Source organism: Roseibium album, assembly GCF_001404515.1.
GTDB classification, from domain to species: domain Bacteria; phylum Pseudomonadota; class Alphaproteobacteria; order Rhizobiales; family Stappiaceae; genus Roseibium; species Roseibium album.
In genome coordinates this window covers 708098-734822 of the sequence record NZ_CXWE01000004.1, presented here as the reverse complement: position 1 = coordinate 734822, position 26725 = coordinate 708098, and the positions used below count along the sequence as shown (strand labels likewise).

The following is a 26725-nucleotide window of genomic DNA, read 5'->3' as shown; positions in this document are numbered from 1 at the left end:
GGAGCGCCAGTATGCTGCGTCCAATACTTACTGGCGTTCGCGCCTTGTCTCGACTGGCCAACGGGGTTGCGATCGGCGCCAACGCCGTTGGTACACTCATCGTGCTCGGTCTGGTACTGATCGTGAATTACGACGTCGTGGCGCGCGGCTTCTTCAATGCCCCCTTCAGAGGGGCCTATGAAGTCGTCCAGTTTTCCATGGTGCTGATCGTCTTCCTTCAGCTTCCCGACGTCGTGCGCATGAACAGGTTGACGCGTTCGGACGGTTTCCTGACCCTCCTGTCAACAACACGTCCCAGGCTGGCCGACACGATCAGGCGGACAATCAACCTCGTTTCGGCAGCTTTCATGGCGTTGGTGGCTTATGCCATTTGGCCGGAATTCGTCGAAATGTATGAAACCAAGGACTTCTTCGGGGTTCCGGGAATTTTTACCGCTCCCTGGTGGCCGATCAAACTCGCCATCTACCTCAGTGCGTTTTTGTGCACCATCCTGTTCTTCATCAAGGTCGTCAGGCCGGATCAGAAGATTGAGCCTGTCCGCCTCGACGAACATGCAGAGGAAAACTCGTGACACCCTTTGAAATCGGCATTCTATCGGTCGTTGCGATTGTCGTTCTGGTTTATCTCGGCGTCTACATTCCGATTGCGCTCGGTCTCGTTTCCTTCGTATCCATTCTGCTGATGCGGGACAATTTCGATCTGGCCGTCAACCTTCTCAAGATCGCAATCGGCGACAGCGTCATGGAGTATACCTTTGCGACGGTGCCGCTCTTTACCTTCATGGGACTGATTGTCTCCAAGGCAGGGCTGGGATCGGACATATACACCGTGATGAACTCGGGGTTCAGGAAGGTCAAAGGCGGGATCGGCATGGCAACGGTCGGTGCTAACGCCGTGTTCGCCGCGGTGACGGGGTCTTCCATCGCATCTGCCTCGGTTTTCTCGAAGGTCTCCGTGCCGCAAATGCTGGCCTTCGACTACAACCCGCGATTTGCCGTCGGTGTTGTTGCCGGATCCTCTGTCCTGGGGATGATCATTCCGCCGTCAGCGATGCTGATCATCTATTCCTTTGTTGCGGAGCAGAGCGTCGGCGACATGTTTCTGGCCGGGGTGATACCCGGCATCCTTCTGGCAATTGCCTATGTGGTCGCCATCTTTTTGATGGGACGGCTGACGCCCTCTTATGTGGGTGGCCGTTCGGCGGATGAGATGGAATGGATGTCGCCGATGGAAATCGCCGACAAGACCCTTCCAACACTGGTGCTCATTGTCGCTGTGCTTGGCGGAATTTATACCGGCTGGCTAACACCGGTCGAGGCTGGAGCCACGGGTTCCCTGCTGGGTCTGATCATTGCCGTATTCAGAAAGAAACTCACCCTGAAAACGCTCTGGCATGCTCTTCTTGAAACCGGCCACATCACAGCATCGATCCTTTTCCTGATCACTGCAGCGTCGATCTACAGCCGGATGCTGGGACTTGCAGGACTGCCCAATGAACTGGGAGACTTGCTCACCGACACCAGGCTGACCTTCTTCTGGATCATGTTCATCTATGTGCTGTTGATGATCTTCCTCGGCACGATACTGGATACCGCCTCCATCATCCTGATTGTCGTGCCGTTGTTCCTGCCGCTGGTCGAGCCCATGGGACTGTCGCTCGTCTGGTTTGGCATCGTCACGGTTGTCGGAGCCGAGATAGGGCTTCTGACACCTCCGCTCGGCATTTCCTGTTTCGTCATCAAAGCGACTTTGAACGATCCGCGCATATCGCTGAAGGATGTGTTCATCGGTGCGTTTCCATTCGCGCTGGTGATGCTGGTCGTTCTGATCGCTCTCATCCGCTGGCCGTCGCTCAGCCTGGCCATCCTGAACTAAAAGGTGTTCCATGCGTCATGTCACCAAAGACAACATAACTGATGTCTTCATGGGTTACTTCGGTCCGGACACGGACCCGCGACTGAAGGAAATTCTGAAGGGCCTCGTCACGCACCTGCATGATTTTGCAAGAGAAACGAACCTGACGCACGAAGAGTGGCGCAAAGGTATCGAGTTCCTGGAATGGGCAGGCAACATATCGGACAAGGAACGGCACGAGTTTGTGCTCCTTTCCGACGTTCTGGGCCTTTCATCCCTTGTCGATATGCTTCATTCCAGTCCGCAGGGCACATCTTCCAGTGTCCTGGGGCCGTTTCACATCACCGGGTCGCCGCCGCTGGCTTTCGGGGGTGACTTGCGCAAGGACTTCAAGGAGCAGGTCCTTTTGGCGACAGGCACGATCAGGGACGAAAACGGCACCCCTGTCGAAGGGGCTGAGCTCGATATCTGGCAGACTGCACCCAACGGCCTTTATTCCAGTCAGGATCCGGAACAGGACACTTACTCGTTCCATGGCATTCAAACGACAGGAGCAGATGGCCGCTACGGTTTCACAACAGTCAAACCGGTCAGTTACACGGTTCCAGGTGACGGTCCGGTTGGCGATATTCTCAGGGCCAGCGGAAGGCATCCGTGGCGTCCATCGCACCTGCACTACATCGTAAAGGCTCCGGGCTTCAAATCACTGGTGACCGAAATCTTCCCGGACGACGATCCCTATCTCGACGAGGATACGGTGTTCGGCGTTCGAGAGGATCTGGTGATGACATATGTGGAAGAGCCAGCCGGTTCGTTTCCAGCAGAAGGATATGAACTCTCCGGAAAAGTGGAGGGGCCGTATCTTTTGGCGGATTTCGATCTAGTGCTTGTGCGGGAAGACAGCTGACATGGAACTGCTTGCGAACAGATCAGACAAGCTGGAGGATTCCGGCCTGTCCGGCCTGTCCGGGCTGCGTACGGCTGCCGTTCGCCGAAATGTGTCTGAAGGTCTGTAACGCGCACTATGCCGTTGGGCCAATGACCGTTTTGCTGTGCTCAGAGCAAATGGGCCGTCTTCCATCTGTACAGGGTTTTCTCGTATTCGGTAGTGGACTGAGAAAGCCATCGCATGAAATGCACCAAGGCCGGTCGACACGTCCCGGGGAGCGTGGCCAGATAGTAGCCGATTTCAGGAATGGGATCGTCGAACAATGCCACGAGTTTCCCAGACTTCAGTTCATCTGAAATGAATGCGGGTACCGTCGCACCAATACCGTCACCCCTACGAATGCCATCCAGCAGCATATTACCCGGTAATCGGATGACCTTTCGTTTTGCACTCGGCGAGATGCCCACTTTCTCCAGCCACAAGTCAAACTCGACCGAGGCATGCTCCTGCAGCAATGGAAAGTCCAAAAGGTCAGAGGGGTCGGAGAACGTTCGATCACCAATCAACTCCCTTGCAGCGACAACCGTCAAACAGCCTGGTAGCAAAAGCTGCGATTGAAGCCCGGGCCAATGCCCGGTTCCATAGCGGATCGCCAGATCAACACCTCCGGGCTTCAGGTCAACCGCCTCGATCGTCGACTCGATCCTTAGCTCGATATTTGGGTTATTGTCCATGTAACCAGACAGGCGGGGCATCAGGAAGGCACTGGCAAACATCGGCGTGGCGGACACCAGAATGGGTCTCATCGTTTCCGCATTTGACAGAGTTTCGGTCAAGGCGGCCATTGCGGCAAAGGCCTCAAGCACCCCTTTGGAAAGGTGTTCGCCCTGCGAGGTCAATGAGATTCCGTGTTGGGTGCGCGTGACAAGCCGGGTTCCGAGTCGCCGCTCAAGGCCGCGAATTTGTTGGCTGATTGCGGAATGCGTGACATTCAAAGCTGCTGCAGCCTTTGTCAGGTTTCGATACTCTGCGGCGGCGGCAAAAGCCCTGAGCGACGTCAGCGAGGGGAGCGTATGCCAATCCATACGTTAGATGATCTAACAACAAAGAAAAATTTACAACTAAGAAAAATCTCCGTTCCGTTGCATGCTGGGCAGTATAGCCGTTACCTGCTGATGGAGGAAAGATTGACGAAACTTGCTGTGCTGGATCTCGGCTCAATGGGGTCTGCGCTGGCGCGATGTCTGCTGGAGGCAGGTTACGACGTCCACGTCTGGAACCGTACGCCCGGCAAGTCGGAGGCGCTGGCCAATGCAGGTGCAAAGGTCTGCACCTCGGCGGACGAAGCTGTCGGCGCTAGCAACTTTGCAATTGTCTGCATAAAGAGTCACAAGGAAACAGTGGCGTTGGTGGAAGAGTTAAGCACTTCCCTTGGGGGCAAGACCATCTGCGACATGAGCACCGGCGAAACATCCGATGCAGATGCGCTGGTTTCGATTCTTGGCGAGAGGGGCGCCGAATACATGTTGGGCATGATCAATGCCTATCCGTCCGGAGTTGGCAAAGAGGACACAACAATTCTGACGGTCGGGAACGCCGGTACATGGGAACGATACGGTGACATCATTCGAGTTTTAGGTGGAAAATCGGCCAATGTCGGCGAGCGACCATCTGCTCTTGCCGCGCTGTTTGCCGGGTTGTTCACCGTGCGCCAAGGGTTCATGTTCGGAATGATCTTTGGCGCGCTTGTCTGCCAAAAGGCAGGTATTTCCCTGCAAGTCTTTTCGGACCAGCTTCCCGCAACACTCAAATTGGTCAATGACTATCACAATCTCTTTGCCAGGACTGTTCCCGCCGAAGACTATGACAATGCAGAAGCATCAATGAAGGTCTATGCTATGGCACAAGAAGATGCCTTGAAAACCTTTGAGTCTCTGGATGCCCCGGCAGAATTCATGCAGCTTATGTACAAGCGGACTAAGGCTGCTTGGGACGAAGGTTTCGGCGACAAGCAATTGACCGCGCTGGTTCAACACATGGCGGATCAGTGATCGCGGCAACCAGACCATCATCCCAGAAAGACCATTCCGTCGCGGCTACGTAGCAGCCATCGGTCTTGTTTCGTGGACGTGGGAGAAGGGCTCGAAGCCGACCTTCTCTGCGCTTTCAATCAAAGTCCGGATTGGCGCTGTCGCACTATATTGCTTCGAGACGCATGTGGTCCCTGTACTACCTGTCTGACCTATTCGGCGGCTTCCGTGGAAAAGTGCTTTTCCAGGAACGCGCCTGTGTTGCGGTAATGGTCAAGCAGCATCCGGCAAGCGGCGTCCGCATCCCTGTCAACCGCGGCATTCATGATATCGGTATGTTCCTTGCCGATATCGCGTTTGGAATAGTCGATTGCCCGGCCGGCCAGATAGCGGTAGCGAATATTCAAATCATAGAGCTGATTGCAGAACTTCAGGAGTACCGGTGAATGGCAGGCATTCAGAAGGTTCATGTGAAAGGTCTTGTGGAGTTCCTCGAAGCGTTCGACGTTTGTTCGGGGCTCGCGCATCATCCGGTGATGGGTGATGACAAGCTTGTCTTCCCAGGCGTGGTCAGCGTTTGAAAGGCTCTCTCGGAGCGCCATTTCTTCCAGGTGGCATCTCAGGTTCAGGATCTCGGCAAAATTGGACGGACTGATTTCAGCGGTCCGGAATCCCCGTTGATCAAGGCGTTCCACAAGCAGGTCGGAGACAAGCAACGTCAGGGCTTCGCGGATCGGGGATCCTCCCATCTCGAGGATGGAACGCAGTTTTTCGATCTTCAGCTTTTCGCCTGGTGGCAAATCACCGATCAGGATCATTCGCCGGATAGCAAGATATGCGCGCTGTGTCGCGGATGGCTCTTGCGCCGGATCCGTATGCATTTTGATAGCCATGTCTAATAATATCGATTTTCTATTATCTTTTCCAGTTTTAACTAAGATGAAGCGCTCATTGTCCGAGTCAAATTGAACATTGAATAGTCAACAGGTAATTTCGTGCCGTGACGATGCCTGCAAAATGTGCGTGAGTGCACCCGACCCAGGCGAAACTTGCGACATTGGAGACTGGATTTGCGGAAAGCGTGAATTCAATTGACCAATTCAGTTTAAATTAATAAAAAACAATTTTCCAATCCGGAGGCGAGATGTCCATAACCCCGCTTGTTCAATTCGGCACAAGCCGTTTCCTTCAGGCGCATGCCGATCTCTTCGTGTCGGAGGCGCTTCAACGGGGCAACGCACTGGGACCCATAACCGTTGTCCAGAGCAGTGGTGACAGGAGCCGTTCCGGACGTCTTGCCGCGCTTGCGGCCAAGGACGGTTTCGAGATCAGAATCAGAGGAGTGGATCAGGGACAACTTGTCGACCGCGAGATCCGCGTATCCAGCGTAAGCAGGGCGCTGTCCTTGCCGCATGATCTGGAGATCGTGAACGAGATCGTGTCCGGTGAGGCTCGCATAATCCTGTCGAACACGGCGGACGCCGGTTTCAGGCCCTCCGAAGCCGACAGTCAGAGGCAATATTCACAGGACATGTCCTATCCGGCAAAGCTGACCTGGCTGCTTTTCAGACGGTTCAGCAATCACGGCGAGCCGATCCAGATCATGCCCACTGAACTTGTCCCTCAAAACGGCGCGGTGCTGCGCGAACTCGTCATTGGTATTGCAGAATGCTACCCGGCCGAATTCCGGCGTTGGCTGGATACTGATGTCATCTGGGTCAACTCACTTGTCGACCGGATCGTTTCCGAACCCCTTGAGCCTGCGGGAGCTGTTGCCGAACCTTATGCGCTGTGGGCGATCGAGGATCAGCCCGGACTGGTGTTGCCATGCACACACCCAAGCGTTCGTGTGGTTGCCGATCTGGAGCAGGTTGAAACGCTCAAGCTGTTCATTCTCAACCTTGGACATACCTATCTCGTGTCCCGTTGGATGAACAATGAAGTACCGGAACACGAATTCGTTCGCGATATGCTTGGTGATCAGGCCGTCGCTGCAGATCTGGAAGACGTATATGCCCGCGAAGTCATTCCCGGGTTTCAATTACATGCGAGGGAAGCGGAGGCTGAAGCCTATGTGAAAACCACCCTCGACCGGTTCAGGAACCCGTTTCTGGACCACAGGCTGTCCGATATTGCACAAAACCATTGCGACAAGGTCAATCGCAGGATCGCATCCTTCCTTTCCTGGTTACGACAAGAAAATCCGGATTTCTCGGCACCACGCCTTGAAGCGATCGTCGAAAAGACGGCTTCGTAGCGTCTCTGTCGCGCAATGAACATGGCGCCAGGTTCCTGTGACTGCTGCGAGGCCGTCACCCAAGCTTGTGGTTCTTCAGGGATGCCAGCAGTGTTTCCTTGGAACGACGAAGGTGATTGAGGGCGGCTTCCTCCGACCTGGCCCTGTCTTGCGCAAGCATGGCGTCGATCCAATCGAGATGCTCTTCGATTGCTGCCGCGTTGCGTTCCTGTTCGTCGCGTTTGTCCCACATGTAGTGATAGTGAAATATGAGCGAGATCAGCTTCTGCGCTTCGAGTACAAATCTGTTTTTTACAACACTGTTTATGGTCGTATGGAATTTTTCATCCAGTGTCGAAAAGTCGTGGTAGCGATCCTTCAGATCCCGCCGAAGGTCTTCATGTTCTTTCCTTATTTCCTTCAATTTGCCCCAGATCTGATGGTCCTCCGGCAGCGACAAGAGGTGCCGGACGGCGTTCATTTCCAGCACAAGACGGAAATCGGACAATTCGACAGCAAACTCGGCCGTAAAACCTGAAAGGATCCAACCGCCTTTCGCCCGTCGTTCAACCAGACCGAAGCGGCTCAATCCGGACAGGAACGCCTGCAGGCTGTGGGCCGGAACACCGAATTGCCGCGACAATTGCGCAATATTGAGGGATGTTCCGGCAGGAACATCAAAATGCAAGATCCACTCCAGGAACCGCCTTTCCAGCTCTTCTCCGGTCGGCAGACTTTCAGATTGTGACAGGCGGTGCCGTTTGTCCGGCCGCTTCACAAGCGTTTTCCGTCTGCCTTCCCAGAGAATTAGATTTTCGGCATCCAGCTTGTGCAGAGCGGAGCGTACAATTGTGCGGCTCACCTCCATTCGCTCGGCCAACACGACTTCCGCCGGCAATTGTCCGCCAACTTCCATGTTGGTGCAAATGTCCAGCAACTTATTGTAAGCGCTTCGGAATCGGTCGTCAGTTCGAGCCATGCCCGTGAAATTAGCATATTCAGTTCGGATAACAATTCCCACTTTTTGTACAATTTAATAAAAAACAATTGACGAAGGAGATGAGTGCTGCCAATTTGTATTTAATAATTAAAATCATTTTCGCCCGGGAGGATGCATGGCGAATCTTGAAAGGGAGGCATTACCGTTGCCGACGGGTTTCAGGCTTTCAACCGGCTCGTTCCACAAGCTGTCGGCCTTGCTCACGCTTGTGGCGCTTGTGATCGCATTCTCGTTCGGCAACGACGCTTTCCTGACGGTCAACAACGGCCTGACGGTCCTGCTTCAGACCTCGGTGATCGGTCTGCTGGGCATCGGCATGACCCTGGTCATCATTACCGGCGGTATCGACCTCAGTGTCGGATCGGTTCTGGCACTGTCCGGAGTTGTTACAGGGCTTGCAGTGAAGGCGGGTGTCCCGACTGCCCCGGCGATGGCGCTTGGAATTGTTGCCGGTGCTGCATGCGGCCTCGTCAATGGTTTTGTCGTCACCAAAATGCGGATCACCCCTTTTGTCGCGACGCTGGGCATGATGCTGATTGCCCGTGGTGTCGCGCTCCAGCTTACCGGTGCGGCTCCGATTTCCAGGCTGGGGGAGGCCTTCGGCATCCTGGGAAACGGGTCGCTGTTCAGGATCGTCGAAAAGACGGGGGGCATCTTTCCGAAAGTCGTTTTTCCCGGAATTCCCTATCCGGCAATCCTGCTGGCAGCCGTTGCGATCGCAGCTGCCTATCTTCTGAACCGGCGCCAGATCGGCAGACATATCTATGCGACCGGCTCGAACGAGGAGGCCGCGCGGCTTTCCGGCGTGCTCGTCGACCGCACCAAGATCTTTGCCTACACGCTTTCCGGTGCCCTTGCCGGTCTGGCGGGCAACGTCCTGATGTCCAGGCTTGTAACGGTGCAGCCCAACGAAGGGGTGATGTACGAGCTCGATGCGATCGCGGCCGCCGTGATTGGTGGCGCGTCGCTCATGGGCGGCGTCGGAAACATCTCCGGCACCATGATTGGTGCGTTCATCATCGGCGTTCTGCGCAACGGGCTGAACATGGCGGGCGTTTCAGCATTCATCCAGCAAATCGTGATCGGCGTGATCGTCATTGTGGCGGTCTACATCGATCAGATCCGCAACCGGCGCTGACAAGCCGGATAGCTATCACAGCAAGTCTTCAAACGGAGGAGAACATCATGAAGAAGCTGATTTCGACCATGGTAATGGCAAGTGCGCTCGCGCTCACAGCCGCCACAGCACATGCAGGTGAGATTGCAGTCATCGTGAAGACGACCAATTCCAACTTCTGGCAAAACGTGAACAAAGGCGCCAGCGCCGCGGTCGAAGGCCAGGAAGCGCATTCCATGACCTTCAACGGGCCGGCTTCGGAATCTGCGATTGCAGATCAGGTGAACCTTGTTGAAAACGCCGTCAACCGCGGCGTCTCGGGCATTGTGCTTGCGCCTTCCGATCCCGAAGCACTGGTGCCGGCGGTCAAGAAAGCGTTTGAAGCTCAGATACCAGTTGTCATCATCGACTCCGGCCTTGCCGAAAACGGCAAGGAATTTTTCCAGGCGTTCCTGTCGACCGACAATTGTGCGGCCGGTCAGCTTGTCGCCGACAAGATGCTGTCTGAAGTCGGTACGTCCGGCAAGGTTGCCGTCATGTCCTATGTTGCCGGTGTCGGATCGGAAGTCGGTCGTGTGGGATGTTTCGTCAAGCGGATAAACGAAAAGTCCGATATTGAAATCGTCGGTCCGTTCTACTCGCAGTCCCAAATGGCGACCGCGCTCAACCAGACAACGGATGTGCTTGCGGCCAATGATGATCTGGTGGGCATTTTCGGCGCCAACGAGCCGACAGCAATCGGTATGGGACGCGCAATCGTTCAAGCCGGCAAGGCCGGCAGCATCACGGCCCTCGGGTTCGACGGGAACGCCGACCTTCAGGATTTCGTGAGAGACGGAACACTTGCGGGGACTGCGGTTCAGGGCTCGTTCCAGATGGGTGAATTGGGCGTTCAGGCGATCATGAAACTTCTGAACGGCGAAAACGTCTCCGAATTCATCGATACGGGCGTCGTGTTGGCCACAAAGGAAAACATCGACCAGCCAGAGGTTCAGAACGTCCTTTACTGACAGGTCCTAACTTGCCGGGAGCTCATTTCTTCCTCGGGTTCCCGGTGTTTTTTTCATAAAGGGGCGCTTCGCGATGGTACAGCAAGGCGAATCGGCACCACTGGTGCAGATGACCGGCATTGAAAAGCACTTTGGTGGTATTCGCGCCGTTGACCGGGTCTCGCTGGATCTTCATGCCGGTGAGGTGGTTGGTGTGCTCGGGCACAATGGTGCGGGCAAGTCGTGCCTGATGCGGATATTGTCGGGGGCGATGATTGCCAATGAAGGCACAATCAGGGTGAATGGGGAAATCGCGGATATCCAGAATCCGCATCAAGCCCGAGACCTTGGTATAGAGACTATTTATCAGACACTTGCGCTTGCAGATCATCTCAATGCGCCTGCAAATCTCTTTCTGGGGCGCGAACTGAAGACGAAACTCGGTAACCTGGATGACCGGAAGATGATGGGCGAAGCGATAAGCGTCTTGCGCAAGCTCAACCCGAATTTCAAGAACCTTGACGATCCTGTCTCCAGGCTCTCGGGCGGGCAACGTCAGGTCATCGCGATTGCCCGGGCGATTTACTTCAATGTGAAAATACTGATTATGGACGAACCGACCGCAGCGCTGGGACCATCGGAAACGGCGATGGTCGCGGATCTGGTCAAGAAGCTGCGATCCACGGGAATAGGAATACTGCTTGTCAGTCATGACATGCACGATGTTTTCGAATTGTGTGATCGTGTGGTCGTGATGAACAAGGGCCGGAACGTCGGCTCGCACGGGATCGAAGATGTTACAAAGGATGATGTGCTCAGCCTTATCATCAAGGGCGAATTGCCGGGCGACTGGGTTCCGCGCGGCAGGGAAATGGTGCAATGACGCTTGAAACGGCAACAGTAGATGCAGGCACGGTCAAGATGGCCAGCGGTGTTGTCGTCGAGCCGGGTGTTTTTCAGCTTCAAACGCGCGATCTGCCAGTTGAAACGCCAGACGGCTGGGTTCTTGTCGACATATGCGCGGTTGGTATTTGCGGCACGGACTACCACATTTTCGAAGGCAAGCATCCCTATCTGGAATATCCCCGCGTCATCGGTCACGAGCTCAGTGGACGAATTGCGGAAGCGTCTGGAGAATGGAAGGCCGGGGAACTGGTCGTCATAAATCCGTACCTGTCGTGCGGGGAATGCCGTGCCTGCAAGAAGGGCAAGCCCAACTGCTGTGAGCGCATTGAAGTTCTGGGTGTTCACCGGGAAGGGGGCATGTGTGCAAGGATCGCGGTGCCATCCGGCAACCTTTATCGAGCAAACGGCCTGAGCGAACTGCAAGCCGCCATGGTGGAGTTTCTTGCGATCGGCGCGCATGCCGTCAGGAGAGCGGGGGCCCTGGAGGGCGAGCGAGTTCTGGTGACGGGCGCCGGCCCGATCGGAATCGGAACAGCCCTGTTTGCGCGAATCCGGGGCGCTGACGTTCACCTTCTCGATCTCAGCGAAGCACGGTTGCGGCAGGCTTCGTCCAAATTCGGTTTCGACAATCTTCATCTCGTCGGAGACGATATTCTCGCAGGATCGCTGACGGACGGTTTTGACGTCGTATTTGACGCAACCGGCAGTGCTCGGGCGATCGAAGCCGGTTTCCCGCTGCTTGCGCATGGCAGCCGGTACGTGCTGGTGAGTGTGGTCAAGGACCAGATCCGCTTTGATGACCCGGAGTTTCACAAGCGCGAAGCGCAGATCATCGGGAGCCGCAATGCTACGGCAGAAGACTTCGAGACCGTAATGCAGGCCATCCGCGAGGGGTTGATCGACACGGACGCCTTGTGTTCCCGGACCATTCCGATCCATGAGATTGCCGACCAGTTTCAACTTCTTGCAAACGACCGCGACACCCTGATCAAAGCTGTTGTCACACTCTGAAGGCGTCTTTGCGGTCGTTTGATCAGACGCCTGGGACCGTGTTCGCGCAATGTCTCTGCGTGTCTTTGCACCCGTTCGATCGGTGTCAGAATTACTGCGGACTTTTCAGACGGGGCTCTATCGCTGTATAGAAGGCGCCAGTCGGTCCCGAATGGACCGGGACGCCTCCATGTCGGGGCGTATGCCACAAAAAAAGAACAAGCCCGATGAACGATTTTCTGGTTGCCGCCCTTTATCTCTTCACACCCCTCGATGACTTTGAGGAGATGCGCGATCCTCTCAAGTCCTTTTGCGTTGAACACGACGTGCGCGGCAGCCTGCTGCTTGCCGCCGAAGGCATCAACGGAACGATTTGCGGCCCGGAATCCGGAGTTCAGGCCGTGCTTGCGCACTTGCGCGCCGACCCGCGTCTGGAAGGGCTGAAACACAAGGAAGCCTGGACGCATCGCCACGTTTTCAAAAGGATGAAGGTGCGTCTGAAGCAGGAGATCGTGCGTCTGGCAGTCGACGGTATCGATCCGAATGAAATCGTCGGTGAATATGTCAAACCGGAAGACTGGAACGACCTGATTTCGGAGCCTGATGTTGTCGTCATCGATACCCGGAATGACTATGAATTCGCATTTGGAACATTCGAGAATGCGCTCAATCCGGAAACACAGTCCTTTCGCGAGTTTCCCGACTGGGTGCACGAGCAGGAGAACCTGAAGAAAAAACCGAAAGTCGCCATGTTCTGTACCGGCGGCATCCGCTGTGAGAAGGCGACTGCCTGGATGCTGAAGAACGGTTTTGACGAGGTCTATCATCTGGAAGGCGGCATATTGAACTACCTGGAAAAGGTGCCGGAAGACCAGAGCCTGTGGAAGGGCGAGTGTTTTGTGTTTGATGACCGGGTTTCCGTCGATCATCAACTGCAGCCGCGTTGGGGCGAATGGGTGCCGGAAGAGGCCCGCCACATCATCAACGAGGATACGGATTACGAGACGGGCACCAGGGAGCAGGCTGTCGCCGAAGAACTGAAAACGGCAACTTCTTAACGAAAATTAACATTTTCGCTTTAATGCCTTGGTAAATTTCCCTAAAGTCAGGTTGCAGGTCATTTTCCTGCACCAGACAAGGGTTCGGACCCTTTAGTGCGTCCCGACCCCGGGGGACAAGTTCATGCGTTACATTTCCTGGAGCGCGGTTTTCGCGCTGGCAATTACTCCATTTCTAATCACTTCGGCAATGGCAGGCGGCAAGGCAATCGCCTGCTATCAGCAGGCAACTGTGCCCGCAGTCTACAAGACCGTGCAGGAGCGTGTACTGGTCAGGGCCGCCAGCAACAGGGTCGTCAAGAAAGCCGCAGTATACGGCTATCAGAAACGACGGGTTCTGGTGCAGCCGGAGCGGGTGTCCTATCGCAAGACGCCTGCCGTCTACCAGACCCGCCAGCGCCATGTTCTGGTGAAACAGGCCAGCATCGGCTGGGAATACCGGATGATCAAGGGCCGCAAGACGCTGTGCAAGGTCAAGCACCCGCCGGTCTATCAGGCGGTCAGCGAACGGGTAAAGGTCCAGGCAGCGTCAAAAGTCGCCGTCCGGCATCCTGCGATCTACAGCATGGTGAAGGAGAAGGTGATGCTGCAACCGGCCTCCAACCATGTGATCAGGCAACCGGCCGTCTACAAGACTGTCAACCGCCGGGTGCAGGTGCAGCCGGCACGCACAGTCTGGCAGCCGGTGAAAATCAAGGGCTGCCGGTATTAGGCTTGCATAGCTTCGGGCTGGACGAGCGGTTTGAAGTTTGCCGGCATCCGGTACGTTGAGCAGCGACGGAGAGTTCACATGCACAAGGCGCTCGCAGCAGGCCTCTTTCTGGCTCTGTCGAATTCCGCCAATGCGGGCGAAGCGTTTTCGTGGACGGGCAGCTATGAAGGCTTTGTTGCTTGCGATCGTGTGATGAACGGTGCGCCGTCTACATTTGGCCGGGCGCTTGAGTTGCACTTTGTGCAGGACGGAAACGTCCTGCACATTGCAACAGAGATAGATGATCCCAGCCTTGGCAACAAAGCGTCTCTATATAACGGCTTGGTAATGGCAAGTCCTGCCGGTGACTTTACAAGTGGCTATCTGGAAGCCTGCCAATCCAGGTTTCCATACAAGGAGTTGATCCGTATTTTCCCGGCGAGCACGACGAGTGACAAATTCGGATTTTCCGCCAGCACGGTGTTTGTCACTGACAATCTTCCCGGTGCGGAAGGTGCCCTCCTGGTGGAAAATTGCAGGTGGTCGGCAACACGCGTCAGCCGCGATGTACCCAAGATCAAAAAATGCGAAACGCCACCATCCGCGAATTAGCGGACCATGGTTTCTTAAGGAGAGACCAAGTCGACCGATTGCCGAACCAAACAGGTGTCATCCATTTTCAAAGCGTCTTGACACAGAATGATTAGACCGCTGGATTCCCACGGCTTTTGCGGATTTGAGTTCTCCCAAAACATTTGTGGTTGGGCTGAAAATTGCTGAAAATTTGCATATACATAATCTTGTGCGTCAAATGCTGCGAAAATAACATTTACCTATGAAAAACGACGAAGCAAACTCATCTGCGGGGTGGAGAGCGGCGCTTTCTGTCTTCTATTCTGCAATGCTGGTAGTCACATTGTTGGGCGCCATAATTGGCGCACTGGAGGTTTTGCAGACAGACTTCTTTCAGGAAAACCCTCACCGAAGCAGATTTCATGCAATATCTTTGGCTGTGTTCTTGGGTCCGCTATTCGGGTTGTGGTTCCTGATCGGATATTGTCTCTCAGCGCTGATTTTTGCGATGACGCTTGCAGGATTCTTCACTATGCGACCTGGCAAACTACCTTTGAGAATTCTTGTCGCAGCGTTTCCGCTCTATTGGGGACTCATCTACCTGCAATATGATCTGCTGCCAGACTATAATCTTTACAGCGATCTACCTGAGCAGATTGAGGCTTCAAGAAATCCAGTGGGCCCTGCGACCGTGGGGACTGTTCTGCTCCTAGCCGTAGTTACCTTTTACTGGTGGCGCTTGAAACAACAATTCGCTCGACTCAAGTCTTAAACCGTTCCGCCTTCAGCCCCTTTTTTCCATGACCTTCCACCAGGAACAATCCGCCCGACAGCGTGTCCGGTTCGATGGCCGTCGGGTCGGTGGGCTGCTTGATTGTGGTGACGATCAACTGGTCGAGGTCAGGGCCACAAAAGCAGGGCATTGTCGGCTTGGGGACCGGCATCCTGATGGCTTCCAGAAGATTTCCGTCGTGCGCAAAGCAGTTGAGCAGCCCCGCAGAAACACCGGCGCTCCAGTAATTGCCGTCTGCATCCACGGTTGCTCCGTCCGGGCGTCCGGTTTCGTTGGTCTGCTGGGCAAAAAGCATTTTCGAGCCGAGTGCGCCCGTCGCCGGATCGAAGGCGTAGCACTCGATCCAGCCCGGCGTTGAATCGGCGTGATACATGTAAGTGCCGTCTGCGCTCCAGGCGAGACCGTTTGAACATTGCAGTTCGTCGCGAATTTCCTCGACTTCACCACGGCCGTCGATCCTGTAAAGACCGGCGATCGGTTCGCGCGGGGAGGCGGTGTCCATGGTGCCGATCCAGAAGGCGCCGTCCGGACCGATCTTGCCGTCATTGAGGCGCGTTCCAGGTTGGTCCGCCTGGACTTCGGCAAGGACCTCGCTTTTTTCCGTACTCGGATCGAACAGCAGGATCTTGTCCCAGACACCGACCACCAGACGGTCATCGTCGGTCAGGCCGAACGATCCGACCTCGTTGTCGAAGTACCATGTGGTGATGTTGCGGCTCTCCCAGTCCATCGACTGGATCGAGCGCCCCTGAATATCGACCCAAAGCAGCCGGTCGTGCCTGTCATCCCAGGTCGGGCATTCGCCAAGTTGATAAGTTGTGTCGAGAAAGCGGGTAATCGTGTGGGACACCGAGGAAGGTTCCTTGAAAAGCCAGGCAATTGACGGATGCGGACTATATAGCCGACTTCCTCCGCCGTCGAGACTGCAAAGATCCGTATCAACCTTCCTAACTTGAATGGCACGATTCTGGTTTCAGGGTCAGAATTCAGCCTGAAGAGGGATTGCGGTTCGCTTCACAATCGGGCGGATGGCGAATGACGACTTCATTCTGAGAACGCCGGGCAACTGGGACAGGTGATCCCTGTGGATTCGTTCGAAATCAATCGGATCAGCTGCGCTGAGGCGCAGGATATAGTCGGCGTCGCCCGCCATCAGGAAACATTCCATGATTTCATCCGAGCGTGCGACGGCACGTTCGAAACTCTCAAGGGTCTCCTTGGATTGTCCGGTCAGCGAGATCTCGACAAAGACATCCATCCTCCGCCCCAGCTTGCGCTGGTCGAGAAGAGCCACGTAGTTCTCGATGATGCCGACTTCCTCAAGTGCACGGACACGGCGAAGGCAGGCAGAGGCCGACAGTCCCACAATTTCCGCCAGATCCGCATTCGCGATCCGGCCATCTTTTTGCAAGGCGTCGAGGATTTTCCTGTCCAGACGATCAAGTTTCATTATGTTGCACCGCACATATTGCAGGTTTATCGGAGCTTTGCGGCACTATATTCGAGAAAAATCCAGATTGACGCAACAATATTGTGCCAAATGCCTGTTCAACCCCTCGGAACGCAAGCACATTCGACCGCGGAAAGCGTAGACTTGGAGGCAATCAAATCGCTTCCAGAGGAGACGTGGTTATGCGTATTGGTGTGCCCAAGGAAATCAAGAACCATGAATACCGTGTCGGCCTGACGCCGGACAGTGTTCACGAAATGATCGCACACGGCCACGAAGTGGTCGTTGAAACAAATGCTGGCGCCGGCATCGGTGCAAACGACGCTGACTATGAAGCCGCCGGTGCGAAAATTCTTTCGACCGCGAAGGAGGTCTTCGACGCCGCACAGATGATCGTGAAGGTGAAGGAGCCGCAGGCTGTCGAGCGCGCCATGCTGCGTCCCGACCACATCCTCTTTACCTACCTGCATCTGGCGCCGGACGCCGATCAGACCGCAGACCTGGTGAAGTCCGGTGCCACCTGCATCGCGTACGAAACGGTTGTCGATTCCAGGGGTGGCCTGCCGTTGCTGGTACCGATGTCACAGGTTGCCGGTCGTCTGTCCGTGATTGCCGGTGCCAAGGCGCTGGAGAAGGCCCATGGCGGCTCCGGTACGCTGGTCGGTGGCGTTCCGGGTGTTGAACCGGCAAAGGTTGTCGTGATTGGCGGTGGTGTTGTCGGCTCTCACGCTATCACCATGGCAATCGGTCTCGGTGCAGATGTTACCGTTCTCGATCGGAACACTGCGGTTCTCGGTCAGCTTGCGCAAACCTTTGGCCCTGCACTGAAAACGGTTTACTCGACCAGATCCGCGCTTGAAAAACATGTTCTTGAGGCGGACATGGTCGTTGGTGCCGTGCTGGTCGCCGGTGCCGCCGCACCGAAACTTGTGTCGAAGGATCTGGTCAGCCGCATGAAGCCGGGCTCTGTTCTGGTTGATGTTGCTATCGATCAGGGTGGATGCTTTGAAACCTCCAAGGCAACAACCCATTCCGATCCGACATACATTATCGACGAAGTTGTTCATTACTGCGTCGCCAACATGCCGGGCGCCGTGCCGAAAACCTCTACCTATGCTCTTAACAATGCGACGCTTCCGTTTGCACTGGCACTGGCCGACAAGGGAGCGAAACAGGCGCTTCTCGATGATCCGCACTTCCTGCCAGGCCTGAATGTGATCGGCGGGCAGGTGACCTGCGAGGCCGTCGCTGATGCGCTCGGTTACGACTATGTCGATCCGGCGACCGCTCTTGAGCAGAATGGTCAAAGCCAGGCTGCCTGATCCGGCATATCAAAGCGTTCGAGATTTAACGGCCGGTCCCTGGTGACCGGCCGTTTTTTTGATCCGCATCATCATTCCCTGCCTCCGCGAGGATTGTGCGGAAGCACGAGGCCAACCGATCATTGGACACGCTGCCGGCAACACGGTGGCGGCCGATATAGACAAGCTCGTTCAACTGCTTAATATTGCCGGAGTTTTTAAGGGAGGTGTCTGGATGAATGGTGCAGAAGCGCTGGTCGAAACAATGTTGGCATCGGATGTTTCGGTTTGCTTTGCCAACCCAGGCACGTCTGAAATGCATTTCGTGGCCGCCCTCGATACCCATCCGGAAATGCGGTGCATTCTCTGCCTGTTTGAGGGAGGTGTGACCGGCGCCGCGGATGGCTATGCCCGAATGAGCGGGAACGTTGCCGGCACGCTCCTGCATCTGGGGCCGGGTTTCGGCAACGGCTGGGCCAATCTGCACAACGCGCGCAAAGGGCATTCCGGCATTGTCAATATTGTTGGAGATCACGCAGGCTATCATCTGAAACATGATGCCCCCTTGCAGGCAGATCTCGACGGTGTTGTCGCATCGGTTTCTCAATGGGTGCGGCGGGCAACAGACAGTTCCACGGTTGCGGGCGCGGGCGCGGACGCCATCCGGGTTGCACGCGGTGGCCAGATTGCGACCGTTATCCTACCGGCCGACTGCGCCTGGGGCGAAAGTGGAGCAGGTGCGCTGACAGCTCTGCCGCCCGTCGCGAAGCACCGTCCGGATGCGGATCGCGTTGCCGCATCGGCGGAGGCTCTTACTCTGCCGGGAGCCGCGCTTCTGGTGAGCGGACCCGGGCTTTACGGGCAGGGGGCGAAGTTGGCCGGGCAAATTGCCGCGCGGACCGGTTGCCGCCTGCTGGCGCCATTCTTTGCACCGCGCATCGCCCTCGGCGAGAATGCCGTTGCCTTCGAAATGTTGCCTTACAGCCCCGATCACACAATCGAGTTTCTTTCCGACCTGTCCCGCATTGTTCTTGTTGGTGAAGATCCGCCGGTGAATTTCTTCGCCTATCCGGGCAAGCCCTCAACGCCCGATCCCGCCGGATGCGTCCTGGACAGATTGTGTTACAGCGATTGGGATACAATGTGGACGCTTCAGACCATGGCCGAGGCTGTAGGTGTCGACGGCAGTGAACATGTTTCCAGGATCAAGGGCAAAAAACCGGCCTTGGAGACAGGGTCTCTGACATCAGAGGGAATCGGGCGCTGCCTGGCCAGCGCCATCCCCGACGGCGCCGTGATGGTGAATGAGGCGGTTACCGCCGGGCCCGGAATCTGGCCTCATGTGAATTTCGCTGCAAGCCATGACCGGCTCAACAATACCGGTGGCTCCATTGGCCAATGTCTTCCCAACGCGCTTGGCGCGTCGGTGGCTTGCCCGGACCGGCCGGTTTTTGCGGTTTCTGGCGATGGATCAGCAATGTATCAGCTTCAGTGTCTCTGGACCGCTGCCCGCGAAAAAATGAATATCACATTCGTGATCATTGCGAATCGAGGCTATCAGATCCTCCATGCCGAACTCCAGGCTCAGGGCGCTCCGAAACCGGGACGCAACGCACGCGCCATGTTCGACATAGAAGACCCGCTGCTTGATTGGGTGGCGCTGGCGAAAGGCCATGGCGTACCGGCAGTGCGCGCCGACAGTGAAGAGAAATTTGCCGAGGCGTTGGAACAGGCAGCGCGAACCGATGGTCCATTTCTGATCGAGGCCCCGATCTAGGCGGACCGAAGAAATATGGCACTTGCCGCTCACAGGACGGAGTGATCCGTCCATGCAAACGAGCCTTGATTGGCGTGCGGTGTTCATCATATGCGCTGGATTTGTGCTGTGCCGTGACCTGCCACCGATCCCGGCACCAGGCGCAACAGGCCTTTGCCGGCCGGCGTTGAATTGACCGCCGATCGGGCGACGGTGTTGGTCTCACCGCGGTCTGAAGGCAGCCTTCGAGCCGGATCATGCGTCTGAGGTACGTCGACGCCGCGTCAGGAGTTTCTGACAACAATCACGGAGCGGTCATCTGCAAATTCCTTCGAAGTCGATCCCTTGATGCTGGGAAAGCTTTCCGTCTTGTGAAAATCGACCGTCTCGCATTTGTCGAAGGCTTTTTCCCAGGCGGAAACAGACACTTCTCCAGGGAGATCGAAATAACCGTCAGTGAAGAATTCGAGTGTTTCGACCTCTGCAATCGGTTTGCTGACATCGATGACATCATCCATCAGAATGGGATCGCAATTCAGTGACGAGTACCCGAGCGGATGGTTCGGTCTGTTGGCATAAAGGTATTGGCTCCTTATGCCCGTGCGCAGGATTGCTTCCGTATGCCGAGGGGGGACGATGTCAGCGTATTTGTCCGATACAAGGGTGCATATCCTGGCGGCGTCCTCTTCCTCAAGAATGCCTTCACTCACACCATTGTCCAAACCCTGAAACGAAATTTTTCGTGTTTGAGCCTCGACTTCATCAGATGAACCGCCATTGCCCTTCAACAGGTTGAACACCTCAATCCGCGCTGTCGTTGAGAGGTCGTCGACGGGTTTCAGCCACCTGTAAACCTGGTCGCCGTTTATTCGTATACCGCTGTCTCCGACAACAAGCAGCCGGATTGTTTCTGCGTCGAAAAATGCTGCCGCCATGGTAGTCGACGCGCGGAAAGTGTTGCCAAGCATTCTTTCCGTCCGGCAAATCCTTTCCCTGATTGCGGAGAAGATTTCCGAAGCCGGGACATCCGTCATGGTTCTTGTGGCGGCAAACTCACCTAGGACGGATGCCGCGGCTCGGGACGCCGCCTGGCCGGGAGAAACTCCGGGGGAAGTCGCACCGCTTGAAGCCCCGTCGAACACTCCGCAGGTACCCGGCAAGATCAAAAGACTGTCGTCTCCCGCCTGTCGGCCGGTTCGGTCTCTCGAATAGGTGAGCGATGAAATCTGCATTGGTATGCCGGTGCTTGGCTGAAGTTGACTAGACAAATGACGATTCCCGATCGTCAGCGAGCAGGAAGACCGCATAGACACAAAGTCCCGAGCAAACGAGCAGGATCGTGGACAAAGCCGCAGCGAGGCCAAATTCGCCGTCGAGCACCGATATGTAGATCTTCACGGGCATGGTTACTGTTTTGGAGTTGTAGAGGATCAGGGTGGAGGAAAGCTCGTTGATCGCGGTTATGAAACTCATCAGGGAGCCGACAATCAGACCGGGGAGGATCAGCGGAACCGTTACCGATACGAAGGCCCGCAGCGGAGACGCTCCAAGATTGACCGCGGCTTCTTCCAAAGACGGCTTGATCTGTCGAAGGTTGGTCGTGGTTGACCGGACGCCATACGGCAATCGTCGAATGAACAGGATCATGACGATGATCAAGCCGGTACCAGTGAGGTCATACCAGCCTGATCGAAACGTCGTCACAAAGCCGATGGCCATCACGACGCCGGGGACGAGGTAGGGAACCATCATGAGGACGTCGATGGTCCCGGAAACCGCGTTTTCCCGCCGAACGATCAGGTACGAGATCAATCCGGAGAAAACAGCAATCACGGCCACAGCGATCAGAGAAAACCGGAAACTGTTGAAGATCGCTTCCGGCGCATCCAGCAGCACCCGCCGATAGCTGGAAAGACCATATTCGCCGGTGAAGACCGGACCATTGGTTTCAAGGATCGACGTGTAGACGACCACGAGTGTCGGAAACATCGCGGTTATGACAACGGCATAGCAGAAGGCGTGTGCACCCCAGTTGCGCCAGCCTTTCAGCTGCTGGATGACTGGCCGGTTGGTGAGGGCGGATGCATAGCGCCGCTTTGACAAGAACCGGCGCTGAATGAAAAGAGCCAGTATGGAGATCGCCATCATGACCAGTGAAACCGTGACGGCCATCGTGGGTTTGCCACCGAGTTCGGATGTGTAGGCGGAATATGCGATCGTCGACAAAGTGCGGAAACCTCGGCCCAAAATTGCAGGCGTCCCGAAGTCGGCTATCGACAGCACGAAACAGATGATCGCACCGGTGCTTACCGCCGGAAATACCAGGGGCAGGGTTACGTGGAAGAACCGCTGCAAGGCGTTGCAGCCGAGGTTTTCAGCCGCATCTTCAAACGACTTGTTGACGGAACCGAGCGCGGTTTTCGTCATGAGAAACACGAACGGGAAGAATTTGAGCGTAAAGACCAGGATGATCCCGTGAGCGCCATAGATCGTCGGCAGGTTGAGACCAAGGCCCTTGAAGAAGTTGGTTATGAAGCCATTTGCGCCAAGCATCATGATCCAGGCATAGGCGCCGATGAAAGGTGGGGCGACCAGTACCAGAATTGCAAGCGTCGAGATCAGCGCCTTGCCGCGTATTCGAAACCTTGCGGTGAAAAACGCCAGCGGAACGCCGATCAGGCAAGCACCAAGTGTACCCAGAAGACCCACTGTGAGCGTGTTTCGCAAACCCTTCACGTAGTAGTTCCGAGTGAACACCTCCACGTAGTTTGCAAGCGTAAACGCGCCGGTGTCCTCATCCAGAAAACTGACGAAAAACACGCTTGCTATCGGCAGTATCAGAAGGACAAAAAGCACAGCAATGACGAGCAGCGTCATTGCGGTCCAGAAATCGAAGCGTACAGGACCAAAAATATAGACAGGTTTCAAGAGAGGGTTTGAGGTGGTCATTGTCATGACAACCTCCGGCCCGTTTCTCCATTTTCGAACAGGATTGCTTCATCACGGTTGAAGGCGAAGGTGACCGGATCGCCTTCGGCCAGACCAAGAAGATCTGATGTCGGCCGCAAAATAGCGCGAACGTCGTCTCCGAGATGGGTCTTGCCATGGACTTCGAGTTCTCGCCCTATGAAGCTGATTTGCCGAATGTTGCCGTCAAAGGTCAGCATGTCGTCACTGGCAGCGTGTGAACCCCGAGAGACATTCACCGCTTCAGGGCGAACCGAAACGGCGATCTTCGTGTCTGAAATGCCTCCTTCAATCGAACGCACCTTCAGGTCGGACGTGGTCAGGATCGCATCGCCTTGACTATCAATGTTTCCTGCAAGGAAATTGTTGGCACCGACAAAATTGGCGACGAAACGGTTTGCCGGATTGCGGTAGATTTCGAAAGGGGAGGCTGCCTGCTGAATGATCCCGCCGAACATGACGCAAACGACGTCTGACATGGCAAGAGCCTCTTCCTGGTCATGGGTCACGTAAATGGTTGTCATGCCCATGTCTTTCTGGATGCGGCGTAATTCTCCCCTGAGGTCCACGCGAAGCTTGGCATCCAGATTGGAGAGGGGTTCGTCCATCAGAAGGACGGTAGGGTCGACCGCGATTGCGCGGGCGAGCCCGACGCGCTGCTGCTGCCCGCCGCTCAACTCGTGAGGCATGCGGTGGGCGAGTTCCTCAAGTTGAACAATCCTGAGAGCTTCGGCCACCTTCGGCTTGATCAGGGCGGAAGAAATCTTTTTTCTCTTGAGACCGAAGGCCACGTTGTCGGTGACGCTCAGATGCGGAAAAACCGCGTAATCCTGAAAGACCATTCCAACGCCGCGCTTGTGCGCGGGCATGTTCTGAATTTCCCGGCCATTGACGAGGATTGTGCCGGAGTCCTGAAAGTGAAATCCCGCAATTGTGCGCAACAGCGTCGTTTTTCCGCAGCCACTTGGGCCGAGCAACGTAAAAAACGCTCCGGATTCGATCTGAATATCGATGTCTGACAGGGCCAGGACGGGCCCGTAAGATTTTCTGATATTGACGATATCAACGGATGCCATCGTCGTTGCCCCTCCCAAATTGTCCGGTGGTAGTGCGGCCGGGGAACCCGGCCGCATCGCTTGCTTACTGGTAGTCGAGAACAGCTTCGCCCCAGGCTTCCACGAGGCGTTTGCGCTCCTTGGCTGCCCACTGGAAATCATAGTCGACAGCCTTGATGTCACCCAGGGGGACAAGGCTCTCATTGGAGGGAACATCTGTGCGAACCGGGCGGCGTCCCTGAGCGGCGACTACTTTCTGCGCCTCGGCAGACAGGATGAAGTCGATGAACTTCTTGCCGGCGTCGGAATTGGGAGAGCCGGAAACCAGTGCAATTGCATCCGGAGAAATGGCTGTACCTTCGGCCGGATAGACGATTTCGACAGGTCCTCCACCCTCCTTGTATCGAAGAGCTGCATCCTCAAGTGTTACTCCGATCGGCAGTTCGCCGTCATTCACAAAGCGGGGAACGGCGCCGGAACTGTCGGACAGGACAAAATTGGAAAGCATGCCGTTATAGACATCCCATCCTGATTGTTCGTCACCAAATGCCTGCAGAACCGTTGCAAACTGGATATAGGCCGAGCCGGACTTGTCCGCGCGGGCCGAAGATATCAGATCGTCATATTCAGGTTTGGCCAGATCCGACCAGCTTGCCGGCACAGGCTTGTCGCCAAGAGCGTCCTTGTTGACGGCAAATGCCATGACAACAGCCGTAAATGGCGACCAGAGTTCGCTTTTTATCAGAGAAGGATCAACTGAAGCCTGCTCTGGCGATACATATGCCGTGAACAAATCCGGATTGAAATCCACCACGGTGCCGTCGACGCTCCACAAAACATCGGCAATCGGGGAGGCGGATTCGGCTGTCAGCCGGTTCAGGAGTTCTCCGGAACCCGCCTTGATAACCTCGACCTTCGTACCGGAGGCTTCCTCAAACATCGGTACAAGTTCATCGACAAAATTCTGTGGCGCAGCGGTGTAGACGGTGACCGTACCGTCAGCAAAGGCCATCGTGGCCGACAGCGTCGCGGTCAGGGCAACACCAAGTTTCAGCAAAGTTTTCTTCGGGTTCATTCGTTCCTCCCTCACAAGGTCGTGCCCGGCGGATACGCTGAGCAAGCATTATATTGCGAAGCGCAAATTAAAAAATCAAGGTTTATTTGCGTGGTGCAATTTATTAGGCTGCACGGAGACCAGGAGCATAAATTGAATACACTGCAGAAACCGAGCGCGCGGCGCCTTATCCAGCTGCTTCGCTCTCAGGGGCCGGTTTCCAGGTTGAAGCTGGCGGATCTGCTGGATGTGCAGCCATCAACCGTAACCCGGATTGTCAATCAGCTTCTGGATGACGGGCTTGTTGTCGAGGAAGCGGACCCGAACCGCGCAGGTCGGCGCGGCTATCCGTCAAAATTGCTTCAGCTTCGTCCCATGGGACTGCTGTCTGCCGGTGTGTTTATCGACCCGGAGAGGTACTACACCTGTATTGTCAATGCCTTGGGGGAAGTCCTCTCGGAAGAGACGTCATCGATTACCGATCGCGGGTTTTCTCAACTCATGGAGCTGATCGGTGCATCTGTTGACCGGCAGACCAGGCAGCTTGGACTGCAGCCGGATCGTTTCATCGGGTGCGGCATCAGTTATCCCGGACAACATACCAGCAAGCCGGGCATCGTTCGGCAGACACAGTATTTTTCCGAATGGCCGGAGATCGATGCGAGCAAGGATTTTGCGCCCTATTTCGATATGCCGGTGCATCAGCTGAACGACGCAAAATGTGCCTGTCTTGCTGAGCTTCTGTTCGGAAGCTGTCGGTCCGTGCGTAACTTCAATTACGTCTGGTTGTCTCACGGTATCGGTGGTGCCGCGGTCATTGACCAATCGCTGTATCTGGGAAAAAGCGCGTCGGCTGCCGAATTCGGGGGGCTTTTTCCCAAGTCGCAACCGCGACCTTCAGGATCGGATCTTTTGGCGACCATAAAAGAGGCCGGGCTTGCTGCCGACAATCTGGAACACATCAGCAAGGCAGACCTGCAGCACGAAAGCATTTTGAACTGGGTTGACCGGGTTGAACAACAACTCAAATGGCTCAGCCTTGTCATAACCCGGACCATGTCGCCGGACGCAATCGTACTGGGTGGGCGATTGCCGGATGCAATTTTCTCAGAGCTGATCGAGAGGCTGTCTGCAAGCAAGTCTCTCGGGGAGGATCATTTCGGTCCGCACCCGACCTTCATACGCGCTGAAGCCGACAAAAAACCTCACTTGGGAGCAGCGGCACTACCGCTTTATCTGACGACAAGTCCGAATGCCGGATAAAGCTGACATGTGCGAAAACTCAAGGGCAGCGCATATTTAAGGGCAGCGCACCTTGTAGGGGGTGCCGTTCTGATCCTGCGCTATGCAGTTGCGCGGCGTTGTGACGATACCAACCAAGCCGCCACCGACAGCACCCAGTGCTGCACCGGCTAGCGTCGCGTTGACCGTCGACCCGGCAACGGCGCCGATCGTTGCACCGGTTGCTGCCCCGAGGCCGGCCCCGATGAGCATTCTGTCCCGCTGGCTTTCGGTATTGACGCAGCCGGCAAGAAGGAAGGCGAGGGCCGTTGCTGCTAGAATCGGTTTCATCACGGTCCCTTGGCAAAGGAATGAGCTTCGCCAAAGGTGAAGATTTATGGTTAACAGTTTCTTACCGCGCCAGGGTTATCCAGTTTCGATTTCCGGAATTTGCACCAGCGGCCGGAAACTCCATACTGGCAGGGGAGCCAATCAATTCGGCGTGGTCGCCGCGCCGATAACAGCTCCAGCGCCTGCGCCGATTGCAGCCCCTGCAAGAACAGGTGCCGCTCCGGCTCCAACGGCAGCGCCAACAACTGCGCCAGTTGCCAGCCCAAGGCCGCCGCCAATCAATGCGCGATCTGTCTGCCGGCTGGAGCTGCACCCGGCAAGCAATGTGGCGACTGCAGCCACCAATATGACTTTTTTCATCTAGGTCATAACCTCAAAAATGAGTGAAATTCGGTGACGGTTTCTGAAACTCTCGGTAAGGCAAGACGTGGGGGACGGAAATC

At 55.7% G+C, this 26725-nt stretch carries 27 protein-coding genes; 16 read left to right on the top strand and 11 right to left on the bottom strand.

The features are described 5' to 3' along the window. Window positions 1–11 precede the first annotated feature (11 nt). From LA5095_RS16715 to LA5095_RS16705, 3 genes are read left to right on the top strand one after another with little or no spacing between them, the layout of a single operon-like run. The gene (locus tag LA5095_RS16715; RefSeq protein WP_055116744.1) at window positions 12–572 is read left to right on the top strand and encodes a TRAP transporter small permease subunit; all 561 of its coding nucleotides are present in this window, start codon (window positions 12–14) and stop codon (window positions 570–572) included. Beyond that, window positions 569–1876, top strand: a complete 1308-nt coding sequence (locus LA5095_RS16710) for a TRAP transporter large permease (protein WP_055116743.1) — start codon at window positions 569–571, stop codon at window positions 1874–1876. Before LA5095_RS16715 ends, LA5095_RS16710 begins: the two co-directional genes overlap by 4 nt. 10 nt (window positions 1877–1886) lie before the next feature. Further along, window positions 1887–2762, top strand: a complete 876-nt coding sequence (locus LA5095_RS16705) for a dioxygenase family protein (protein WP_055116742.1) — start codon at window positions 1887–1889, stop codon at window positions 2760–2762. A 149-nt stretch (window positions 2763–2911) separates the two neighbouring features. On the opposite strand, the gene LA5095_RS16700 is transcribed toward LA5095_RS16705, so the two are convergent. Further along, window positions 2912–3760 carry a LysR family transcriptional regulator gene (locus LA5095_RS16700; protein ID WP_368681474.1) on the bottom strand — a complete coding sequence of 283 codons (849 nt, stop codon included), beginning with the start codon at window positions 3758–3760 and terminating at the stop codon, window positions 2912–2914. Between LA5095_RS16700 and LA5095_RS16695 the strand changes: the two genes are divergently transcribed. Beyond that, window positions 3656–4795 carry an NAD(P)-dependent oxidoreductase gene (locus tag LA5095_RS16695; protein WP_082442446.1) on the top strand — a complete coding sequence of 380 codons (1140 nt, stop codon included), beginning with the start codon at window positions 3656–3658 and terminating at the stop codon, window positions 4793–4795. The genes LA5095_RS16700 and LA5095_RS16695 overlap by 105 nt on opposite strands. 191 nt (window positions 4796–4986) lie before the next feature. Here the strand turns inward: LA5095_RS16695 and LA5095_RS16690 are convergent, their stop codons facing one another. Further along, complete coding sequence (locus LA5095_RS16690) at window positions 4987–5667, bottom strand: GntR family transcriptional regulator (RefSeq protein WP_055116739.1); 681 nt, start codon at window positions 5665–5667, stop codon at window positions 4987–4989. Between the two features lie 251 nt (window positions 5668–5918). On the opposite strand from LA5095_RS16690, the gene LA5095_RS16685 reads away from it, so the two are divergent. After that, window positions 5919–7031, top strand: coding sequence for a mannitol dehydrogenase family protein (locus LA5095_RS16685; RefSeq protein WP_055116738.1), 1113 nt, complete (start codon window positions 5919–5921; stop codon window positions 7029–7031). A 55-nt stretch (window positions 7032–7086) separates the two neighbouring features. Here the strand turns inward: LA5095_RS16685 and LA5095_RS16680 are convergent, their stop codons facing one another. Next, the gene (locus LA5095_RS16680; protein ID WP_082442445.1) at window positions 7087–7926 is read right to left on the bottom strand and encodes a GntR family transcriptional regulator; all 840 of its coding nucleotides are present in this window, start codon (window positions 7924–7926) and stop codon (window positions 7087–7089) included. A gap of 199 nt (window positions 7927–8125) precedes the next feature. Here LA5095_RS16680 and LA5095_RS16675 point away from each other — a divergent pair, with 199 nt between their 5' ends. The 8 genes from LA5095_RS16675 to LA5095_RS16640 all read left to right on the top strand — a co-directional run bounded on the left by LA5095_RS16675 (window position 8126) and on the right by LA5095_RS16640 (window position 15106). Further along, window positions 8126–9148, top strand: coding sequence for an ABC transporter permease (locus LA5095_RS16675; RefSeq protein WP_055116735.1), 1023 nt, complete (start codon window positions 8126–8128; stop codon window positions 9146–9148). Window positions 9149–9195: 47 nt separating this feature from the next. Then, window positions 9196–10137 (top strand): ABC transporter substrate-binding protein, encoded by a 942-nt coding sequence (locus tag LA5095_RS16670; protein WP_055116733.1) that lies wholly within the window; start codon window positions 9196–9198, stop codon window positions 10135–10137. A 73-nt stretch (window positions 10138–10210) separates the two neighbouring features. Continuing rightward, window positions 10211–10999, top strand: a complete 789-nt coding sequence (locus tag LA5095_RS16665) for an ATP-binding cassette domain-containing protein (protein WP_055116731.1) — start codon at window positions 10211–10213, stop codon at window positions 10997–10999. Window positions 11000–11037: 38 nt separating this feature from the next. Continuing rightward, complete coding sequence (locus LA5095_RS16660; RefSeq protein ID WP_055117034.1) at window positions 11038–12033, top strand: zinc-binding alcohol dehydrogenase family protein; 996 nt, start codon at window positions 11038–11040, stop codon at window positions 12031–12033. Window positions 12034–12239: 206 nt separating this feature from the next. Next, a complete protein-coding gene (trhO, locus tag LA5095_RS16655) occupies window positions 12240–13070 on the top strand; it encodes an oxygen-dependent tRNA uridine(34) hydroxylase TrhO (protein ID WP_055116729.1) in 831 nt (276 codons plus the stop codon). 124 nt (window positions 13071–13194) lie between these two features. Then, window positions 13195–13782 (top strand): hypothetical protein, encoded by a 588-nt coding sequence (locus LA5095_RS16650; protein WP_055116728.1) that lies wholly within the window; start codon window positions 13195–13197, stop codon window positions 13780–13782. Window positions 13783–13860: 78 nt separating this feature from the next. Next, window positions 13861–14373: a hypothetical protein gene (locus tag LA5095_RS16645; protein WP_055116726.1), complete on the top strand. Its 513-nt coding sequence runs from the start codon at window positions 13861–13863 to the stop codon at window positions 14371–14373. Window positions 14374–14596: 223 nt separating this feature from the next. Next, entirely contained in the window at window positions 14597–15106 is a 510-nt protein-coding gene (locus LA5095_RS16640) for a hypothetical protein (protein WP_055116724.1), read from the top strand. On the opposite strand, the gene LA5095_RS16635 is transcribed toward LA5095_RS16640, so the two are convergent. Both LA5095_RS16635 and LA5095_RS16630 read right to left on the bottom strand, forming a co-directional pair. Beyond that, entirely contained in the window at window positions 15096–15977 is an 882-nt protein-coding gene (locus LA5095_RS16635) for an SMP-30/gluconolactonase/LRE family protein (protein WP_055116722.1), read from the bottom strand. The two genes, LA5095_RS16640 and LA5095_RS16635, sit on opposite strands and share 11 nt — an antisense overlap. 129 nt (window positions 15978–16106) lie before the next feature. Further along, a complete protein-coding gene (locus LA5095_RS16630) occupies window positions 16107–16577 on the bottom strand; it encodes an Lrp/AsnC family transcriptional regulator (RefSeq protein ID WP_029063169.1) in 471 nt (156 codons plus the stop codon). A 182-nt stretch (window positions 16578–16759) separates the two neighbouring features. Between LA5095_RS16630 and ald the strand changes: the two genes are divergently transcribed. Both ald and LA5095_RS16620 read left to right on the top strand, forming a co-directional pair. Then, window positions 16760–17899: an alanine dehydrogenase gene (ald, locus tag LA5095_RS16625; protein WP_055116720.1), complete on the top strand. Its 1140-nt coding sequence runs from the start codon at window positions 16760–16762 to the stop codon at window positions 17897–17899. A gap of 214 nt (window positions 17900–18113) precedes the next feature. Then, window positions 18114–19655 (top strand): acetolactate synthase large subunit, encoded by a 1542-nt coding sequence (locus LA5095_RS16620; protein WP_055117032.1) that lies wholly within the window; start codon window positions 18114–18116, stop codon window positions 19653–19655. Between the two features lie 263 nt (window positions 19656–19918). Here LA5095_RS16620 and LA5095_RS16615 read toward each other — a convergent pair whose 3' ends face one another. From LA5095_RS16615 to LA5095_RS16600, 4 genes are all read right to left on the bottom strand, one after another. After that, a complete protein-coding gene (locus LA5095_RS16615) occupies window positions 19919–20902 on the bottom strand; it encodes a hypothetical protein (RefSeq protein ID WP_144436015.1) in 984 nt (327 codons plus the stop codon). Then, a complete protein-coding gene (locus tag LA5095_RS16610) occupies window positions 20895–22589 on the bottom strand; it encodes an ABC transporter permease (RefSeq protein WP_235808760.1) in 1695 nt (564 codons plus the stop codon). The genes LA5095_RS16615 and LA5095_RS16610 overlap by 8 nt, the downstream gene beginning before the upstream one ends. Next, entirely contained in the window at window positions 22586–23677 is a 1092-nt protein-coding gene (locus LA5095_RS16605) for an ABC transporter ATP-binding protein (RefSeq protein ID WP_055116716.1), read from the bottom strand. The genes LA5095_RS16610 and LA5095_RS16605 overlap by 4 nt, the downstream gene beginning before the upstream one ends. 64 nt (window positions 23678–23741) lie before the next feature. After that, window positions 23742–24731 (bottom strand): extracellular solute-binding protein, encoded by a 990-nt coding sequence (locus LA5095_RS16600; protein WP_055117028.1) that lies wholly within the window; start codon window positions 24729–24731, stop codon window positions 23742–23744. Between the two features lie 132 nt (window positions 24732–24863). Here LA5095_RS16600 and LA5095_RS16595 point away from each other — a divergent pair, with 132 nt between their 5' ends. After that, on the top strand, window positions 24864–25973 hold the full coding sequence (locus LA5095_RS16595; RefSeq protein ID WP_104704043.1) for an ROK family transcriptional regulator: 1110 nt from the start codon (window positions 24864–24866) through the stop codon (window positions 25971–25973). Window positions 25974–26009: 36 nt separating this feature from the next. Here LA5095_RS16595 and LA5095_RS16590 read toward each other — a convergent pair whose 3' ends face one another. Further along, window positions 26010–26282, bottom strand: a complete 273-nt coding sequence (locus LA5095_RS16590; protein WP_029063161.1) for a YMGG-like glycine zipper-containing protein — start codon at window positions 26280–26282, stop codon at window positions 26010–26012. Between the two features lie 141 nt (window positions 26283–26423). Then, window positions 26424–26642 carry a YMGG-like glycine zipper-containing protein gene (locus LA5095_RS16585; protein ID WP_051644892.1) on the bottom strand — a complete coding sequence of 73 codons (219 nt, stop codon included), beginning with the start codon at window positions 26640–26642 and terminating at the stop codon, window positions 26424–26426. Window positions 26643–26725 lie beyond the last annotated feature (83 nt).